Raw genomic sequence first — 16248 nt, 5'->3', positions numbered from 1 at the left:
GTCACAAGTGTTATCATATTTAATATCTTCTCATTCTGATAGAATAAATGGCTATCCTTTGCGGCAATCGGCAGTGGATAGTCAGAATTTAGGAGATTATCCCCAAGAAAATTCTACCGCAATTTGGGTGCATCTCACATTTGCAGAAACACCGACAATGAGGACTGCTCTATGAATATTCGTATTGGTAACGGCTACGATATCCACCGATTAGTAACAGGAAGACCTTTAATTTTAGGAGGAGTAGAAATTGCCCATACTGTCGGTTTATTGGGTCACAGTGATGCCGATGTCTTAACCCATGCTATTATGGATGCCATGCTGGGTGCGCTTAGTTTAGGCGATATCGGTCATTATTTTCCCCCCACAGACCCACAATGGCAAGGGGCGAATAGTTTAAAATTATTAGAACAAGTTAATCAATTAATTATCGATAAAGGTTGGCAGATTAATAATATTGATTCGGTAATTGTTGCCGAAAAACCGAAAATGAAACCCCACCTCAGCGCGATGCGAGCCAAGTTAGCAGAAACTCTCAAGATTAATCCGGAACAGCTGGGAATTAAAGCCACTACTAACGAACAATTGGGACCGGTAGGACGAGAAGAAGGTATCGCAGTTTATGCCGTGGTTTTATTGGTTAAGCAGTAGGTTAAATGCGGTGTTTTCCCTGCTATTTTCCCAGCCATTCTTCTCTGGTAATACCCGCTTGATTGAGAATGCGTTTTAACAGTCCTACCCCTATTTCTCCTTGATGGGGATTGGGGATAATTATCGTTAAATTATCCCGACGCATTTGAGGGTGTTTACCCCCAGCGTAGGGACCGTCAAACCCAAGTTCTCGTAGTCTTTGAACTAGATTAAGCCATGATACGGCGGTTAATTTAGACATATCTTAAATTGAAGACATGGGTTGAGGAAGGAGATTAAGATCTATTCCTGCTAACACTGGAATCGGCAAACCTAAACACAGACGCAAAGCAATCCAATCGCTTAAAGCTTCGCGCAATTCTTGCTGGCAATCTTCTAGATTGGCGTGATTTGCCCAAACTCCCTGAAGGGGTGGAATTTCACCCCAATAAGTGCCATCTTCTTCAATGATTTCGTATCGAGCTAATGCCATCGCTTGATCAATATAACTGGCTAACATGGTTGTACTATTGGTAAAGCTTACTTACTATATTAAAGCAAATGTTTCCCAGCAGCCAGCTGCATTGGATTCGCCTTCAGATTATGATCAGGTAAGATGGTCAATCACCCAAGTTATCTGGATTGTTAATCTCGTTGGCTCGAAACTATAATGAATACACCACAAAAGATGAGCAAAAAGGTCTTGAAAGAATACCATCAATCGGCATCTTCAGTAGCTAATTCGACCCATAATCTGGTCACTGCTAGGAAGCTAATTGATTCCTTCTCAATTTTTGTCTAATCCCTAACTGCTAAATTCTCTCTATGACTGCCATTATCCAACAAATAAAAGAGCGTTTTTCCCAATCCCTAGTTAAATCCTTTGGGGAAAACTTTGCCGCTACCGATCCTCTAATTGTCGCCGCTAGTAACCCCCGTTTTGGCGATTATCAATGTAATATTTCCCTCTCTTTAGCCAAAGAATTAAAACAAAAACCGCGGGAAGTGGCGACAACTTTACTAAAAAATCTAGAGATAGATGATCTCTGTCAACCCCCCGAAATTGCCGGACCTGGTTTTATCAATCTTACCCTTAAACCCAGTTATCTAGAAACCCAATTAAAAGACCTAATTACTGACAACCGTTTAGGAGTTGCCACTGCTAACCCCAGTCAAAAAATTATTGTCGATTTTTCCAGTCCCAATATTGCTAAAGAAATGCACGTCGGTCACTTGCGATCGACTATAATTGGTGATTGTATTGCTCGGATTTTGGAATTTCGTCATCATCAAGTAATTCGTCTTAATCACGTCGGGGATTGGGGTACTCAATTCGGGATGTTAATCACCTATCTACAAGAAGCTTATCCTAGTGCTTTAACCCAAGCAGATGCTCTTGATTTAGGGGATTTAGTTAGCTTTTATAAAAAGGCTAAAATTCGTTTTGATGAAGACGAAAACTTTAAAGAAACTGCCCGTCAAGCCGTAGTAAAATTACAGTCAGGTGATCCTCAAAGTCGTCAAGCATGGCAGTTACTTTGTCAACAATCACGACGGGAATTTCAGAAAATCTATGATATTCTCGATATAAAACTAACCGAAAGGGGGGAATCTTTTTATAATCCCTACCTTGAGACAGTAATCAGAGAATTAGATCAACAGGGATTGCTAACAGAAGACAACGGCGCTTTATGCGTCTTTCTCGATGGTTTTACCAACAAAGAGGGGGATCCTCTGCCCCTAATTGTCAAGAAATCCGACGGCGGTTATAATTACGCTACCACCGATTTAGCGGCAATTTGTTATCGAGTGCGTGAAGATAAGGCCGAAAGAATAATTTATGTTACCGATGCTGGACAAGCTAACCATTTTGCCCAAGTATTTCAGGTGGCTAAAAAAGCGGGATTTTTACCCGATAATGTGGCAGTGGTTCACGTCGCTTTTGGATTAGTTTTAGGGGAAGATGGTAAAAAATTAAAAACTCGTTCCGGGGAGACGGTAAAATTACAAGAATTACTCGATCAAGCGATCGCCTATTCCCTAGCTGACTTAGAAAAAAGACTGGCAAGCGAGGAAAGAGAAGAAACTGGCGATTTTATCGCTAAGACTGCCGAAACTGTCGGTTTAAGTGCCGTTAAATACGCCGATCTCAGCCAAAATCGCAATAGTAACTACGTTTTCAGTTACGACAAAATGCTCAATCTGCAAGGCAACACCGCCCCTTATATGCTGTACGCTTACGCTAGGGTCCAGAGTATCAGTCGCGAAGGTGGTATTAATTTTCAGGATTTAAGTGCCAATTCACCGCTAATTCTCAAGGATGAAAGCGAATTAATTCTGGCTAAACAATTACTGCAACTGCCGGAAGTAATTAGTGCCGTGGAAGAGGATTTATTACCCAATCGTTTATGTGATTATCTTTATGAACTCAGTAAAAAGTATAATCGTTTCTACGAAAATTGTCCCGTTCTGAAAGCAGCAGAACCGATTAAAACCTCTCGTTTAGTTTTGTGTGATTTAACGGCAAGAACCCTAAAATTAGGCTTATCTCTCCTGGGAATTCCCGTTTTGGAAAGAATGTAAATCAGTTATCAGTTATCAGTTATCAGTTGACAGCAAAAAACGACCCAATTCATAATTGATAATTCATAATTGATAATTGATAATTCATAATTGATAATTCATAATTCCCACACCCCACACCCCACACCCTACACCCTACACCCTACACCCTACACCCTACACCCTACACCCCTTGCATTGCGTATCCTTGACAAAACTGGGTGCTATTTTATACCCAGAAAAAGTGTACTATGCTGACGTGAAAAAACCCGACTTTTTGCTAACCTAGATATAGCTCTAATCAGAGCCAATATCTTTGGGGGAAGCTTAGAGATTAATCTAGTTAAACTGACTCATGACGTTATCTTATTGTCGTCTGTTGCCTATTAGCTTTCAGGTGATAACTCGGAGATCGGGAATTAGTACAAAAGTTCAGATTTCCTCTCCGCAGCCCCAGCGTTCCTGTGTAGTCTTAACGAGTAATTTTATCCCAGAGATGTTATCGTTAAAGCGGTCAAATGTCCGAACGTCCTAGAGGATTTTCGGGAAAGAGCATTTGCCCTGTCGTAATCTCAGATAGAACCTTATGAGTCAATCAATTGAAGATAAAGCTATGGCCGATGCTGATGTATCAGATTATACCACAAATAAAATAATTGTCTCTAATTGGATCGCCCCTTGGTCGAAAGGCAATCGGAAAAATCCGTCACCGCAACCAAAATGGGATTTATGGCAACCCCTGCGGCAACGAATTGATCGCCTAGAAATCAATACACCTGAACTAGCTCACAGGATTTGTCGTCTAATTCCGGCTCAATGTCCCTTTGCGCGGAAAATTAACCTATTTAGCTGGACAATTCTAGAGATTCCCCCCCTTTGCAAGCTAAATCCCCTCTACGAAAACCTGATGATGTTAAGATTTCGCGCTCTTTCTTACCTGGCCGATGAATGTGGAGAGGATATCGGTGCTTACTGCTAAAATAGGAGAGTGTCTTTAATCGCCACACCTATGGCCATCATCGCTCTGAAAGCTTGGTATCTGGACAAATACGAACCTATCCGCGAGGTTGTCAAACGTCCCCACGACTTGCGCTTAAGTCGCAATAGTCTCTTAAAATCGGGTTTAAGAGCCGATTTTCTCGATGATAGTCTGACAATACAGGGTTCTGTCTGGTTCCAACGCTATTTAGAAGGGGAAAGGGTGGAATTTTACCTCGAAGGTAGTGGCGGTTACGTCATCTCGAATATTGACCTGATTTCCCAAGAAATTTACTTTACTAAACAGGACCTCAGCGCTTGGTTGGATCCCGTCATTTATTTTAGCTCCCAAAGCCAATTTAAGGACTCTAGCACCGCTTTAAAAACAGTTTTGACCGAAACCGTCGAAAATCTCAATAAACGCTCCCGTTTGCCCTTAACTATGGAAGAAACGCCTCGAACTGAGGGCAATGTCACCCGGTTGAGTGATAGTCAATTACGCAAAATTCGCAAAAGTTTATTATTTATTGCCGATGCTACGGCGATTAGCCAAAAGGAAACGGAATTACTGCCCAGTCCCCTAGTGGGTGTAGAATTAGGTTATGCGATCGCTTGTAAACAGGGCGGACAAATTCTGCTAACCTATCAAAATCGGGCGGAATTAAAGGGTAAACTAGCTTTTGACCTGCCAAGCTACCAAAAATTAATCTTCTCGGATCTGAGCGAATTGCGTCTCACTTTTCCGCCTTTAATGGCAACTTTATTACAAAAATTCAATCTGATTAGTTAAAAAAATGAGTAGAAAAGCTGACGAGTACGCTGTACATTTGTTCTTGAGCAGTGGACATCGCGAGGAAGTCCGTTTTTTGACTATCCAAGAATTTCAAAAGTGGTACAGTAACGAATTAGTTCCGAAAGCCGATTCCAGGGATTTTATCAATGTTCCGATCAGAAATATTCAAGGGGAATATATGGTTTTACGTCCAGCTAGTATCGTTGCTATTCGCGTGGAACCCGTCTTTTTTGGCAGTGTGGAAAGAATCTAATTTGTCGTTATCCCTAAAAAAGATAGTTAGATAGGGAGAATTTTAGAGATTATTGATAATTCTCTCAATGTCAGCTTGGATTTGATTGCTGACTTTGCCTTGCCAGCGTTCTTTTAATTCCCTTAATCCCACTTCTGCGTATTGACAGATCTTATCTAAAATTTCTTTGCCATCGCTGGGTTGAGGATAGGAATTCTTTTTACAGATAATATAAATTCCGGCAGTTAAAGCTAAAATAACTTCTGGCTCGATTTGGCTAATATTAATTAAATCTTGTCGATTGCTCAAAGTGGTTCCGTAGATACTGAAGTCTTGTTTAATGGCAAAAGCAGCGGCGAATAAATAAGCATCTACCATGCGCTCAAAGGTTTTATTATCTTTTAGTACCTGTAGATAATTTCTGGAAGTTTCCGAGGCATAAATCTTCAAACTGGAATCGATTCTCTGCATTAGTAACTCTCCATCACTTCAATCACGGAAGCATCTTTATCGGCAGCTAAACGGTGTATTTTAAAAATATCAGTAGTGTAGGGGAGCAGCAGATTTAAAAGTGGATCGGGAAGATCGCGATCGGTAGCTAGAATAATCACTTGGGAGTTTAAATTAGGGAGAGAGTTAATAATATTTTTTTGATGTTCTTTGTCTAAATGGCCAAAAGGTGTATCCATAATTAGGGGAACACAATTATCGGTTATTTGATTTAAACCAGTGATAAAAGCAAAAGCTAAAGCTTCCTTTTCTCCCGCACTTAAGACATCGGGATTTAATAATTTTCCCGTGATGGTACGGATTCCTAAAGTATATTCGGGAGTGATTTCTACTCCTTTATATTCCTCTGGTTTGTTGGTTACTTGTAAATAGCGATCGCTGGTTACTTGATTAATCATTTTTTGAGAATTATCGATATGCCATTCGATTAATTCGTTAGTGGCATTTTTTAAACCTCTGGCCATTTTAACCTGATTAGATAACATCAGTGTGGTTTGATTTTCACTAGCTAAAATTTCCACTTCTTTGCGTAAATTTTCTAATTGCTTTTCTTTGATTTCAATGTCCTTTTGCAAGCGTTCGATCTTTTCTTCAATCTCCTTAACTTTTTGTTCCGATTCGTCAACTTTTCGCCAAATATCCCTAACCGAGTCTTGATTTATTCCCGTGGTTTCCTGTTTTAGCTGTCTCATATCTTGATTAATTTCTTCGATTTCTTCTTCTAAAAGATCTCTTTGCAAAAGCAATTGACTATAATTGCTAAATTTGGCATTATCTCGGATAATTCCCTGTAAATCAATTCTAATTTGATCTTTTTCTATTCTGGTGGTGTTGTCCACTTCTAAGGACTCTAGTTCGGCAATTTGTTGAAGTATAAAATCACGAGAACTTTTATCTAAACAACGACCACATAGACAGCTTTCGTCGTCAAGTATTGCTTTAAAAATTGCTGTAGAATTAGTTTTATAGTTGCTTTTTAAGCTAGTAACTTGCAAATCATCGGCCATTTCCTGCACAAAGTTAATCAGCAAAGGTATCGAAGCTTTTTTTAACCAAGAATCAATAGACTTTTGTAGGTTATTTAACTGAGTTTGTAACCCGATACGCTTTTTCTCTAAGTTATGAATTTCCTCTAGTTTTTCTCGTAAACTTTCAATCTGAGCGGCCTTGTCTTGAGCATCATGATGGATAATTTTAGCATTTTTTTCCTCATCTTTAGCATTTTTACGCTGACCTTGTTGCAGATCAATTTCTTCTTCTAATTCTCGCAATTGTTGCAGCTTATCTTTAAAAGTTTGACTGGTTCCCTTGGCTTTATTTAAACGGGTTTCTAAGTCTTGTAAGGCTTTTTCTGTATCATCGCGCAGGTTTCTTAATTCCGGGATACCTAAAACTTTTTCAATTGCTTCTTTTGCTTCTTTAGTTTGAGTTATCTGGGTATATTGTTCAATTTTTAAGCCATCAAAACAGAAAAAATCTCGAATAGATTTAGGAAGCAATGCTTCGATATATTCCCTAGAGTTACTTCTTATGGTTCCATCTTCATAAAATAATGCTTCCTCTAAGCTGAGAGAAGAAGTGCTACCATTAACGTTTAATTTCGCTGTGCGACTGATAAAGTAATTTTTCTCGTTTCTAGTAAAATTTAATTCTACCCGCATTTCTCTTGCCGGTGAAGAATCATCCTTACCTCTATAAAAATAGGTTTTCAGAGTCTCTTTAGATACAATATCTACCCCATAGAGACACCATAAAATCGCTGTCATCAGAGAAGTTTTACCGTGGCCATTATTACCAAAAATAATCTGAATTTTTCTGTCGGGATGCAGGTTAAAAGTAATATTTTGACTAGGGTAACATTTCCAATTAGTTAAGCGAATTTGTTTCAGTCTCAAAGTCATAGAGTTTATTTATTGTGAGGAGTCGGTATATTTTTCGATAAGTTCGACAATTTTAGGTGATAGCCGCCGATTTTTTAGAGTAATTTTTCCTACTTCTAAAGCCATGGCTTCCTTTAGCAGTTGGGGAGGTATCTCATATTTTTGTGCCAGTTCTTCAATTTTAGCAGTTATGTCCATGAATTTTTTGTGGGTTGGGGAGTGGGTATTGTCAAGTCTTAATTCCTATTGGCCAATAGATACCTTGATGAGGAGAAATTTTATAACAGATCTGAGTAGGTAAGACCATAGTAACTTAATTCTTGGACTAATCTGTTAATAACTGTAGCTTGATTGCTGGCTGCCCGGGCAAAATCAATAACTCTTTTGATCTCCGATGTAATTAATTTTACCTCACTATCGCTCCAAGGGTTAAGACATCGATTCAAGTTGCTTTTTTCTTGGCCACCAGCTGCCGGGATAATTTTGCTGCGACGTTGAATAAATTGACGAGGAGAAGCATCAGCAGCGAGGATAATTCCTGGACTGACTTGTGTTATATCAACTCTCTCATCAATACATTTTACTGTCACTAATGCGTCAGTATTTCCCGAAGACAACTGTGATAATAACACAACTCGATCGCTGTCTAAGGAACTAGAGCGAGCGATTCTTTTTCCCTGACGCACCAATCGGGTACCAATCTAAACAAGGTAGATAAAAATCGGCAATGAGATTATGGCGATCACTACGGTATTCTTCTAATAAGTCTAATTGTTGTAGTGGCAATTTAAATTCCTCCTCGATCTCGTTTTAGATCATAAATAACTTTTTCATAACACCAGCTTTTACTACGTTGGGGATTTCTCAATCTAATACTTAAAAGTAATCTAGTCGCTAAAGCTTTATCTCCATTCACGAGGGTTAAAAGTTCTCTTTCTAAGTAGAAAAGTTGCTGCTGACTGATTGGCAAATTTTGACGATTATTTTTAGAAGTAGCTCTTTTCGGTTTAGTGGGGGATAAAGATAGGGTATCGACCAACCACCAGATAGCTACAGCTAACCCCAACAAAAGCACCCCAGTAAAAGAGTATAAAACGATGCCTAGTAAATTCATTAATCAATTCCCGTGTTTGTTAATGATCAAGGTTTTAGGCTAATCTACCCTACACAAAAACACCATAAAAGCTAAAATAGATAGCTGACAGTGATTCTGAACACAATAGCAATATATACTAAACCGCCTTGTATTATCGTCTTCTTCTCGATTTTAATACCCTAGAAAACGGGTTAATTGCCTTAACACCCGAACAAAGTCATTATCTTAAAAAAGTTGTTCGTTTAAAATCCCATGACCGTTTTATTGCCCTAAATGGACAAGGACAAGCGTGGTTAGCGGAAATAATTGATAATTCTGCCCATCTTTTAGAAGCGATAAACGAAACTAGCGAACTACCAGTACAAGTGAATTTAATGGTAGCAATTCCCAAAAATGGCTTTGATGATATCGTTCGCGCTGCCACCGAATTAGGAGTTTATCGGATTATCCCGCTGCTGACAGAACGCGGTTTAGTCAATCCTAGTCCTCAAAAAATTGACCGTTGGCGAAAAATTGCCCTGGAAGCTGTAGAACAATCAGAAAGACAGATTATTCCCATAATCGAAGAACCACAGCCATTTTTAGCCATCCTTAAGCGGGGAGCTAACCCACAGACAACTTGTTATATTGGTGTTACGCGTAGAACAGTGGCCCCGCTACTTTCTCAATTGCAAACATCAACCGAGATAACCATGGCCATCGGACCGGAAGGGGGATGGACGGAGGCAGAAATAGAACAAGCAATCGCCGCTGATTTTCTACCTGTATCACTGGGAAAACGCATTTTGAGAACAATTACCGCTCCCTTAGTGGCTCTCGCTATCATTAACGCCTATTTAGACAGCTAATTGACTACAGTTTTTATGACCAAGACTAGCAATCGAGATAACTGAAATCCTTTCGCTTCTTACCCAAAGCAAGAACTAGCAGCAGTTCCCCGGTGGTCAGATTTTCCCTTTTTTGTCGAAACCACCCTGGTCAATTCCCATTAAAGACACCGACTGGGATACCGCCTTGCAACCCGATAGCACCCTCATATTCCTCGAAAAAACTCGCCCTAGCGCAACTTTATGACCTCTAGTAGCCCTTCTAACCCCTCTTTTGACTGGTTTAACCCCTCGCCCCAGCAAGACAGCGATTTACTGGCACAAATCGGCTTTATCCCCGGTGTCAAAGAATTTCTCACCCTGCGACAGGTTCACGCTTTGGAACACGCCACCGTCTGGGTATTAAGCGAAATGGCTGCCCGTCGTCAATCGCCTTTTGACCATTCCCCCGCAGATAACGAGGCCCTGGGGGGACTGTCCACCGATAGGGGTTTTTATCTCTACGGACAGATTAATACAAATGAACTGCAAATTGCGGCCAAACAGGCGCTCCGTCGTCTCAAAAATGGCGAGGGGCAATTGGCATTACATCCGCGTTGTGGCACCAATTTATCGGTAACTTTAGCCTTAACCGCCGGCTTAGTCTTAGGAACTCATCTTATCTTCCCCAGAGGTCCGATTTCTCAGTTATTAGGCTTAGGTTTAGCCACTGCCACCGCTTTTCAAATCGGGCCAGATGTGGGAATGTCGGCCCAAAAATACCTGACTACGGCTATTCCCTTTAACTTAACAATCGTTAACATTGCACCAAAGGCAGACCTATGGGGACGTTCGGGGCATTTCGTGGCAGTGGAGTGGCAAGATTTGCAATAAAACTTAAAGTAAAAACCCTTTCGGCAAACTCGCTCTGATTGTAACCTGTTAACTAAACCCTTAAAAAAAAACAACAGCTATGCCTGGAATCGAACGCGGAGCCGAAGTTAGAGTCAAACGGAAAGAGTCTTACTGGTACAACGATGTAGGAACCGTAGCCAGTGTTGACAAAAGTGGTATCCTCTATCCCGTTATCGTCCGTTTTAACACTGTTAACTACCACGGTTTTAGTGGTAGCGCTGGTGGACTGAATACCAATAACTTCGCTGAAAGTGAATTGGAACTCGTTAAGGCTGCCCCCGCTAAGAAATAAAGCTGACTAAAATTCAGCCTATCATCACCGACTGACTGACAGGAATTCTCTCTTGTTGGTCGGTTTTTTTATAGCTATCAGTAATCAGTTATCAGTAATCAGTTATCAGTGAACAGTAAACAGTTTACTGATATTACATTTTGGGCGCATCGCTTGCGCCCCAACCATATAAAAACTGACTAATAAATTATCTAAAAGTCGCTTTAACCTTTAGCCAACAAGAGTGAATTAGTTTAATTGTCCTAGATAAGTTCTTAAATACTTGACAAAATACATTCAATAATTTATAATATTAAATAACCAAAAAATATGATAATGTGCTGTCAACATAATCGGTTTTGAGGTGTTTGAAAAATATTTTTTCAGTCATCAAATCTGGAATTTATGAGCATTTTAGAACTGATAGAAAAAAGACTAGAAGAGAACTTTGCCCTCCACGAACAATACCTAAACCCCCAGATGGTTAGGGTACTAAAAACGATCGGCTACGATCGCCACTACGTTAAAGCTGAAGGTCCGTACCTATTCGACAATCAGGGGGAAAAGTATCTGGACTTACTGAGTGGTTTTGGTGTTTTCGCTCTCGGACGCAATCACCCCAAGATCGTGCAAACTTTACAAGAAGTATTGACGGCAGCATTGCCCAATTTAGTCCAATTGGATGCTTCTATCCTAGCGGGATTGCTGGCGGAACGGTTAGCAGCGATCGCCCCTCCCGGATTGGAACGAGTTTTCTTTGCTAATTCCGGCACAGAAACTGTCGAGGCCGCCATTAAATTCAGCCGCTACGCCACCGGACGCAGCCAAATTGTTTACTGTCAGGGAGGCTACCACGGGTTAACCATGGGTTCCCTTTCCGCCACCGGCGATCCCCATTATCGCCAGGGATTTGGACCATTTGTCGCCGATTTTAAGGAAATACCCTTCGGCGATCTGACCGCACTCGAAAAAGCTCTAATTAACCAAGACGTAGCGGCTTTTATTACCGAACCGATCCAAGGTCACGGGGTGAGAATTCCCGAACCGAACTATCTCCCGGCGGCGGCGGCCCTTTGTCGTCGTTATGGCACTCTTTTTGTGGCCGATGAAGTGCAGACCGGTTTGGGCCGGACCGGCAAAATTTGGGCAGTGGAACATTGGGGGGTAGAACCGGACATTTTATGTGTTGCCAAGGCTCTTTCGGGTGGTTTTGTGCCAGTGGGAGCGGTTCTCTGTCGTCGCTGGATCTTTGATAAAGTATTCGATCGCATGGATCGTTCTGTGGTTCACGGTAGCACTTTTGGTAAAAATAATCTGGCCATGGCCGCCGGTATTGCCACTTTACAGGTGATTGAGGAGGAAAAATTAGTCGAGCGATCGGCTTTGATCGGTCAACAAATTATCGCAGAACTGCAGCCCCTCGTAGATCAGTACGAATGTTTGCAGGAAGTGCGGGGATTGGGTATGATGATCGCCTTGGAATTTGCCGAGCCGAGCAGTTGGTCACTAAAAGCCGCCTGGAAAATGCTAGAAACCGCCAATAAAGGGCTATTTTCCCAGTTAATCGTCGTTCCCCTCTTTACCCGTCATCAAATCCTCTCCCAGGTTTCCGGCCACGGCATGAATATCATCAAGTTTATCCCCCCCCTCACCCTCTCCGATGAGGATTGCCGTTGGCTTGTCACCGCCGTTAAAGATGTGGTCGCTGATGCACATCGCTTCCCAGGGGCCGCTTGGGAATTCGGCAAAACCTTGGCCAGTCAAGCTATCCGCCAAAAAACCGCCAAAAAATAGTTAATATGTCCAGTTTGTTTCATCCCCTCTGCGGTAGTAATCTTAGTACCCTATTACGTTTATTTTTGACTAATGGCGGCATCGATCGCCCCAATTTGGCCCCAGCAACCCTGGCGCTGGCAGTTACCCTAGCGCGACTGCCTTTTTCTACCCTAGAACGAATTTTAATGACAGGGTTTTATGAGCGCCGCGTGCAGGTAAAAGCACCCATTTTTATTGTCGGCTATTGGCGCAGCGGCACGACCCATCTGCACAATTTACTCGGTCAATCGGAGCATTTTGGCTATATTTCACCCCTAGCGGTGGGATTACCCTGGGATATCCTCGGTATCGTCCGCTTATTTCAACCGCTGCTAGAATTGGCCCTACCTAGCGATCGCCATGTGGATAACGTCGCTGTTACTCCCGATTCCCCCCAAGAAGACTCGATCGCCCTGGCCAGTATGATCCCCCTTTCCTACTACCATGGTTTATACTTTCCCCAACGTTTTCAGTATCATTTCGATCGAGGGGTTTTTTTTCAAGGCTGCAGCGAGAAAGAAATCGCCACTTGGCAGCGTTGGCATACTCATCTATTAAAAAAAGTTTCCATCCATCAAAAAGGCAAACAATTACTACTCAAAAACCCCGTTTATACGGCACACATCGCCAGATTGCGAGCTATCTGGCCCGATGCTAAATTTATTCATATCTACCGCAATCCCTATCTAGTTTTTCCCTCAACCCGCCACTTTTTCACCCGCATCCTACCGGAACTAGCACTGCAACCCTACGATAATTTATCTATTGATGTCATCGAGCAAGCGATTCTGAAAAGTTATCCCCCAATGATCAATTCTCTCCTGCGAGATAGTGCCGATTTACCCGCCGATAGTTTTGTAGAAATTCGTTTTGAAGATTTAGAAAAAGACCCCCTAGCACAAATCGAGAAAATTTACGATCAACTGCAACTTCCCGACTTAAAAATAGCTATGCCTCGCTTTGAGAAATATATCGCCAGTCTGCAAGGATATAAAAAAAATAATTATCCCCCAGATGCAAAAGCGATCGAGTTAGTCGAATCCCATTGGCTGCCATTTATTCAACGTTGGAATTATTTTTAGTTATCAGCTTTTTCAGTTATCAGTTATCAGTTATCAGTCATAACTCATAACTCATAATTTAATATGAAATATCTTAAATTTATCTTTCTGGGTTTAGGTTTTGTTTTACTAGGGGTAATTTTGCGCCAAACAAATCTGCAAGAAGTTTGGCAACAAATCACCCTAGTCGGTTGGTGGGGAATGACATTAGTGATTATTTTTTACTTCCTAGAATTTCTCACCGATGTTTTTACTTGGCAACTAACTTTTAAAAGTATTCCTATCCAACCTAGATGGACAATTCGCCTATTATTAATTTACATGGTAGGGGCAGCCTTTAATCGCGTGACTCCCTTCGCTTCGTTGGGAGGAGAAGGTTTTAAAGCAGTGATGTTAAAAACTCACTATCAGATTAGCTATAAAGAAACCAGTGCCTCGATTATTCTGACAAAAACGTTAAATACTGTTTCCCTTGTCTTCTTTGCAATTATCGGTTTTTTTCTGCTCCTAGCTTCCCCAAAATTTTCTAATTCTTTTAAAACTTTTACTGGATTAAGTCTCGCTATATTCTCCAGTTGTATTCTGATATTTTTCTTGATTCAGCGATTCCGTTTATCCTCCCGAATAGTTAATCGATTAGGTCATTCTTTTTTAGGCGATCGCCTAGCCAAACCTTTAGAAAATCTTCGCAGTGTCGATGATCGTTTAGGAGAATTTTACCGGAATCTGCCCCTATTTAGAAATGGCTTGATCGTCGGTTTTCTCAATTGGCCCCTCGGAGTTTTAGAAATCTATGTTTTAATGCAGTTTCTCCAACATCCGATCAGTTTTGCCGATGCTTGGTTATTTGATTCTGTTGCCCAATTGGTACGCGCTGGAACCTTTTTTATTCCCGCTAATATCGGTACTTTAGAAGGTTCTTTAGTGCTGCTGAGTGCTTCCTTAACCGGCAGTCTAGAATTAGGTTTAGCGATTTCTGTAATTCGCCGGGTTAAAGATATTCTCTGGATTATATTAGGTTTATTGATCTGGTGGTTATTTTCCCTAAGACCGACTTTACCCGATCGCTCTTCAAAATAATCTCCATCAGTCAACTCCCGATTATTCATCCTGTAATTTTTCGCGTACATTGCGAACAATCCGCGATAATTCAGTCTTTTCATCGACGCTAATTTTAGTCGGAGAACCACTAATAATCCGCTCGTAATTGCGGAAAGAATCCTTGATATCCGCCCCATCCTGACTGATAGTATATTCACGAATGCCTTTATCGTGCCAAGAACCGCGCATCTTAAAGACGTTAATCGCTCGCGACATTTCGCCACGAATTTCCACATACTGCAACATTAAAATCGTGTCGGTAATCGTAGAAATATGGGATTCAGTGATCGAGTGCGCTCCCATAAATTGGTCGGTGGTATTGGTGAAAAATCCCGTAATTTCCTCCTGTTTGGCGTATCCCGTCACCCCGATCACAAATTGCCGAAAAGCATTATTTGTCACCCCGCGAGCGAGCGCCGATAGAGAATCGATGGCAATGCGGGAGGGTTTAAATTCCGAGATTTCCGACTTAATCATCTGTAAATGGTCTTCCAATCCCGCCGATTCCGGGTAAGAACACAACAATTTTAATAATCCCTTGCGTTCCATCTCCTCAAAATCGATCCCCCAAGAAGAAGCATTTCGGGACAATTGAGCGCGAGATTCTTCATAAGCGAACAAAATCGCCCGCTCACCGCGCCTACAGCCTTCTTCCAGAAATTTACTGACTAAGAGAGTTTTACCCGTACCTGTTGCTCCTGTGGCCAAAATAATCGAATCCTTGAAAAAACCGCCTCCACACATATCATCAAGGGTTTTTACTCCCGAAGAAATGCGGACATTAGAAGAGCGCTGAGTTAAACGCATCGCACCGAGGGGGAAGATATTAATGCCATCATTGGTGATAGTAAAGGGATATTCCCCCTTCATGTGGGTTGTTCCCCGTAATTTGAGGATTTCTGCGGTTCTGCGTCGCCTTTCTCCCTCTAGCACGTTCCGCATAATTACCACATTATCAGAGACAAATTCCTCTACACCAAAACGGGCCACCGCTCCGTATTCTTCGATACGTTCCGTGGTCATAATTGAAGTCACTTCTAATAATTTTAACCGGGCCACGAGCCGAAAAATTTCTCGCCGCACCACTGATGCCGCTTCGTACTGCTGAAAAACGGCAGTTACAGAGTCAATTGATACCAGTTTGGCTTTATATTTGGTAATTGCGTATTGAATGCGCTCGATTAAGGCCGAAAGATCAAAACTACCCACCACCTCTTGACCTTCCGGATCCGGGGAAGCATCGAGAATAAATAATTTACCCTGGTCAATTAATTCTTCTAAATCCCAACCAAAACTATAGGCATTTTGGATAATATCGGTGGGAGATTCTTCAAAAGTAACAAACAGGCCCGGATAGTCAAAATACTTGATCCCATGGTAGAGAAATTGCACAGCAAGCAGGGTTTTTCCCGTGCCAGAAGTGCCACTAACTAAGGTAGTTCTCCCCATGGGTAAACCACCGTGAGTGATCTCATCAAAACCTTCAATTAGGGTTCTAATTTTGCGAACACCTTTCGGTTTAATCGGTGGATTCGATTGGCTATTAGAGTTAGATTGAGTCATTATTTATCCAGCGAGTATTTAAAGAGTAGGATTTT

At 41.5% G+C, this 16248-nt stretch carries 20 protein-coding genes; 12 read left to right on the top strand and 8 right to left on the bottom strand.

Annotation, left to right across the window (positions count from 1 at the left end; genetic code table 11):
• Positions 1 to 7: 7 nt before the first annotated feature.
• Together ACQY1X_RS13310 and ispF are read left to right on the top strand one after the other, a co-directional pair.
• On the top strand, positions 8 to 175 hold the full coding sequence (locus ACQY1X_RS13310) for a hypothetical protein (RefSeq protein ID WP_187602907.1): 168 nt from the start codon (positions 8 to 10) through the stop codon (positions 173 to 175).
• On the top strand, positions 172 to 651 hold the full coding sequence (gene ispF / locus ACQY1X_RS13305; RefSeq protein WP_430014774.1) for a 2-C-methyl-D-erythritol 2,4-cyclodiphosphate synthase: 480 nt from the start codon (positions 172 to 174) through the stop codon (positions 649 to 651). Before ACQY1X_RS13310 ends, ispF begins: the two co-directional genes overlap by 4 nt.
• Before the next feature lie 22 nt (positions 652 to 673).
• Here the strand turns inward: ispF and ACQY1X_RS13300 are convergent, their stop codons facing one another.
• Both ACQY1X_RS13300 and ACQY1X_RS13295 read right to left on the bottom strand, forming a co-directional pair.
• The gene (locus tag ACQY1X_RS13300; RefSeq protein ID WP_287234614.1) at positions 674 to 892 is read right to left on the bottom strand and encodes a type II toxin-antitoxin system HicA family toxin; all 219 of its coding nucleotides are present in this window, start codon (positions 890 to 892) and stop codon (positions 674 to 676) included.
• A gap of 3 nt (positions 893 to 895) precedes the next feature.
• Entirely contained in the window at positions 896 to 1150 is a 255-nt protein-coding gene (locus tag ACQY1X_RS13295; protein ID WP_002743455.1) for a type II toxin-antitoxin system HicB family antitoxin, read from the bottom strand.
• 305 nt (positions 1151 to 1455) lie between these two features.
• On the opposite strand from ACQY1X_RS13295, the gene argS reads away from it, so the two are divergent.
• The 4 genes from argS (at position 1456) to ACQY1X_RS13275 (ending at position 5216) form a co-directional block, all read left to right on the top strand.
• Positions 1456 to 3213: an arginine--tRNA ligase gene (argS, locus tag ACQY1X_RS13290; protein ID WP_430014773.1), complete on the top strand. Its 1758-nt coding sequence runs from the start codon at positions 1456 to 1458 to the stop codon at positions 3211 to 3213.
• A 565-nt stretch (positions 3214 to 3778) separates the two neighbouring features.
• Positions 3779 to 4171 (top strand): Mo-dependent nitrogenase C-terminal domain-containing protein, encoded by a 393-nt coding sequence (locus tag ACQY1X_RS13285; RefSeq protein WP_002750927.1) that lies wholly within the window; start codon positions 3779 to 3781, stop codon positions 4169 to 4171.
• Positions 4172 to 4201: 30 nt separating this feature from the next.
• Entirely contained in the window at positions 4202 to 4960 is a 759-nt protein-coding gene (locus ACQY1X_RS13280; protein ID WP_103112535.1) for a hypothetical protein, read from the top strand.
• Between the two features lie 4 nt (positions 4961 to 4964).
• Positions 4965 to 5216, top strand: a complete 252-nt coding sequence (locus ACQY1X_RS13275) for a hypothetical protein (protein WP_002750923.1) — start codon at positions 4965 to 4967, stop codon at positions 5214 to 5216.
• Positions 5217 to 5258: 42 nt separating this feature from the next.
• Here the strand turns inward: ACQY1X_RS13275 and ACQY1X_RS13270 are convergent, their stop codons facing one another.
• The 5 genes from ACQY1X_RS13270 to ACQY1X_RS13250 form a co-directional block, all read right to left on the bottom strand.
• Entirely contained in the window at positions 5259 to 5666 is a 408-nt protein-coding gene (locus ACQY1X_RS13270) for a hypothetical protein (protein WP_430012918.1), read from the bottom strand.
• Positions 5666 to 7606, bottom strand: a complete 1941-nt coding sequence (locus tag ACQY1X_RS13265) for an AAA family ATPase (protein WP_430012917.1) — start codon at positions 7604 to 7606, stop codon at positions 5666 to 5668. Before ACQY1X_RS13265 ends, ACQY1X_RS13270 begins: the two co-directional genes overlap by 1 nt.
• A gap of 9 nt (positions 7607 to 7615) precedes the next feature.
• Complete coding sequence (locus ACQY1X_RS13260; RefSeq protein ID WP_430012916.1) at positions 7616 to 7783, bottom strand: hypothetical protein; 168 nt, start codon at positions 7781 to 7783, stop codon at positions 7616 to 7618.
• Positions 7784 to 7863: 80 nt separating this feature from the next.
• The gene (locus ACQY1X_RS13255; RefSeq protein WP_002775280.1) at positions 7864 to 8271 is read right to left on the bottom strand and encodes a hypothetical protein; all 408 of its coding nucleotides are present in this window, start codon (positions 8269 to 8271) and stop codon (positions 7864 to 7866) included.
• Positions 8272 to 8372: 101 nt separating this feature from the next.
• On the bottom strand, positions 8373 to 8699 hold the full coding sequence (locus ACQY1X_RS13250) for a hypothetical protein (protein WP_016514887.1): 327 nt from the start codon (positions 8697 to 8699) through the stop codon (positions 8373 to 8375).
• A gap of 128 nt (positions 8700 to 8827) precedes the next feature.
• Between ACQY1X_RS13250 and ACQY1X_RS13245 the strand changes: the two genes are divergently transcribed.
• The 6 genes from ACQY1X_RS13245 (at position 8828) to ACQY1X_RS13220 (ending at position 14629) form a co-directional block, all read left to right on the top strand.
• Positions 8828 to 9529 (top strand): 16S rRNA (uracil(1498)-N(3))-methyltransferase, encoded by a 702-nt coding sequence (locus ACQY1X_RS13245; RefSeq protein WP_430014772.1) that lies wholly within the window; start codon positions 8828 to 8830, stop codon positions 9527 to 9529.
• A gap of 222 nt (positions 9530 to 9751) precedes the next feature.
• Positions 9752 to 10381 carry a DUF6391 domain-containing protein gene (locus ACQY1X_RS13240; protein WP_002732841.1) on the top strand — a complete coding sequence of 210 codons (630 nt, stop codon included), beginning with the start codon at positions 9752 to 9754 and terminating at the stop codon, positions 10379 to 10381.
• A gap of 79 nt (positions 10382 to 10460) precedes the next feature.
• Positions 10461 to 10694: a photosystem I reaction center subunit IV gene (locus ACQY1X_RS13235; protein WP_002800416.1), complete on the top strand. Its 234-nt coding sequence runs from the start codon at positions 10461 to 10463 to the stop codon at positions 10692 to 10694.
• Between the two features lie 384 nt (positions 10695 to 11078).
• A complete protein-coding gene (locus tag ACQY1X_RS13230) occupies positions 11079 to 12467 on the top strand; it encodes an aspartate aminotransferase family protein (RefSeq protein WP_430012914.1) in 1389 nt (462 codons plus the stop codon).
• A gap of 5 nt (positions 12468 to 12472) precedes the next feature.
• Positions 12473 to 13570 carry a sulfotransferase family protein gene (locus ACQY1X_RS13225; RefSeq protein ID WP_430014771.1) on the top strand — a complete coding sequence of 366 codons (1098 nt, stop codon included), beginning with the start codon at positions 12473 to 12475 and terminating at the stop codon, positions 13568 to 13570.
• Positions 13571 to 13633: 63 nt separating this feature from the next.
• Positions 13634 to 14629, top strand: coding sequence for a lysylphosphatidylglycerol synthase transmembrane domain-containing protein (locus ACQY1X_RS13220; protein ID WP_430012912.1), 996 nt, complete (start codon positions 13634 to 13636; stop codon positions 14627 to 14629).
• 21 nt (positions 14630 to 14650) lie between these two features.
• Here the strand turns inward: ACQY1X_RS13220 and kaiC are convergent, their stop codons facing one another.
• A complete protein-coding gene (kaiC, locus tag ACQY1X_RS13215; RefSeq protein ID WP_002743493.1) occupies positions 14651 to 16213 on the bottom strand; it encodes a circadian clock protein KaiC in 1563 nt (520 codons plus the stop codon).
• Between the last annotated feature and the right edge of the window lie 35 nt (positions 16214 to 16248).

Origin of the sequence: Microcystis protocystis FBCC-A270 (assembly GCF_050500235.1) — a bacterium.
In the GTDB taxonomy this organism is placed as follows: Bacteria; Cyanobacteriota; Cyanobacteriia; order Cyanobacteriales; family Microcystaceae; genus Microcystis; species Microcystis ichthyoblabe_A.
The sequence above is the reverse complement of the archived record's forward strand: the minus strand, read 5'-3'. Positions and strand labels throughout refer to the sequence as shown.

What these genes read in the sequence shown, in the direction of transcription:
- ispF (WP_430014774.1), top strand. Translation starts at nt 172, where the DNA reads ATGAATATTCGTATTGGTAACGGCTACGATATCCACCGATTAGTAACA.
- ACQY1X_RS13300 (WP_287234614.1), bottom strand. Translation starts at nt 892, where the DNA reads ATGTCTAAATTAACCGCCGTATCATGGCTTAATCTAGTTCAAAGACTA.
- ACQY1X_RS13295 (WP_002743455.1), bottom strand. Translation starts at nt 1,150, where the DNA reads ATGTTAGCCAGTTATATTGATCAAGCGATGGCATTAGCTCGATACGAA.
- argS (WP_430014773.1), top strand. Translation starts at nt 1,456, where the DNA reads ATGACTGCCATTATCCAACAAATAAAAGAGCGTTTTTCCCAATCCCTA.
- ACQY1X_RS13285 (WP_002750927.1), top strand. Translation starts at nt 3,779, where the DNA reads ATGAGTCAATCAATTGAAGATAAAGCTATGGCCGATGCTGATGTATCA.
- ACQY1X_RS13280 (WP_103112535.1), top strand. Translation starts at nt 4,202, where the DNA reads ATGGCCATCATCGCTCTGAAAGCTTGGTATCTGGACAAATACGAACCT.
- ACQY1X_RS13275 (WP_002750923.1), top strand. Translation starts at nt 4,965, where the DNA reads ATGAGTAGAAAAGCTGACGAGTACGCTGTACATTTGTTCTTGAGCAGT.
- ACQY1X_RS13270 (WP_430012918.1), bottom strand. Translation starts at nt 5,666, where the DNA reads ATGCAGAGAATCGATTCCAGTTTGAAGATTTATGCCTCGGAAACTTCC.
- ACQY1X_RS13265 (WP_430012917.1), bottom strand. Translation starts at nt 7,606, where the DNA reads ATGACTTTGAGACTGAAACAAATTCGCTTAACTAATTGGAAATGTTAC.
- ACQY1X_RS13260 (WP_430012916.1), bottom strand. Translation starts at nt 7,783, where the DNA reads ATGGACATAACTGCTAAAATTGAAGAACTGGCACAAAAATATGAGATA.
- ACQY1X_RS13250 (WP_016514887.1), bottom strand. Translation starts at nt 8,699, where the DNA reads ATGAATTTACTAGGCATCGTTTTATACTCTTTTACTGGGGTGCTTTTG.
- ACQY1X_RS13240 (WP_002732841.1), top strand. Translation starts at nt 9,752, where the DNA reads ATGACCTCTAGTAGCCCTTCTAACCCCTCTTTTGACTGGTTTAACCCC.
- ACQY1X_RS13235 (WP_002800416.1), top strand. Translation starts at nt 10,461, where the DNA reads ATGCCTGGAATCGAACGCGGAGCCGAAGTTAGAGTCAAACGGAAAGAG.
- ACQY1X_RS13230 (WP_430012914.1), top strand. Translation starts at nt 11,079, where the DNA reads ATGAGCATTTTAGAACTGATAGAAAAAAGACTAGAAGAGAACTTTGCC.
- ACQY1X_RS13225 (WP_430014771.1), top strand. Translation starts at nt 12,473, where the DNA reads ATGTCCAGTTTGTTTCATCCCCTCTGCGGTAGTAATCTTAGTACCCTA.
- ACQY1X_RS13220 (WP_430012912.1), top strand. Translation starts at nt 13,634, where the DNA reads ATGAAATATCTTAAATTTATCTTTCTGGGTTTAGGTTTTGTTTTACTA.
- kaiC (WP_002743493.1), bottom strand. Translation starts at nt 16,213, where the DNA reads ATGACTCAATCTAACTCTAATAGCCAATCGAATCCACCGATTAAACCG.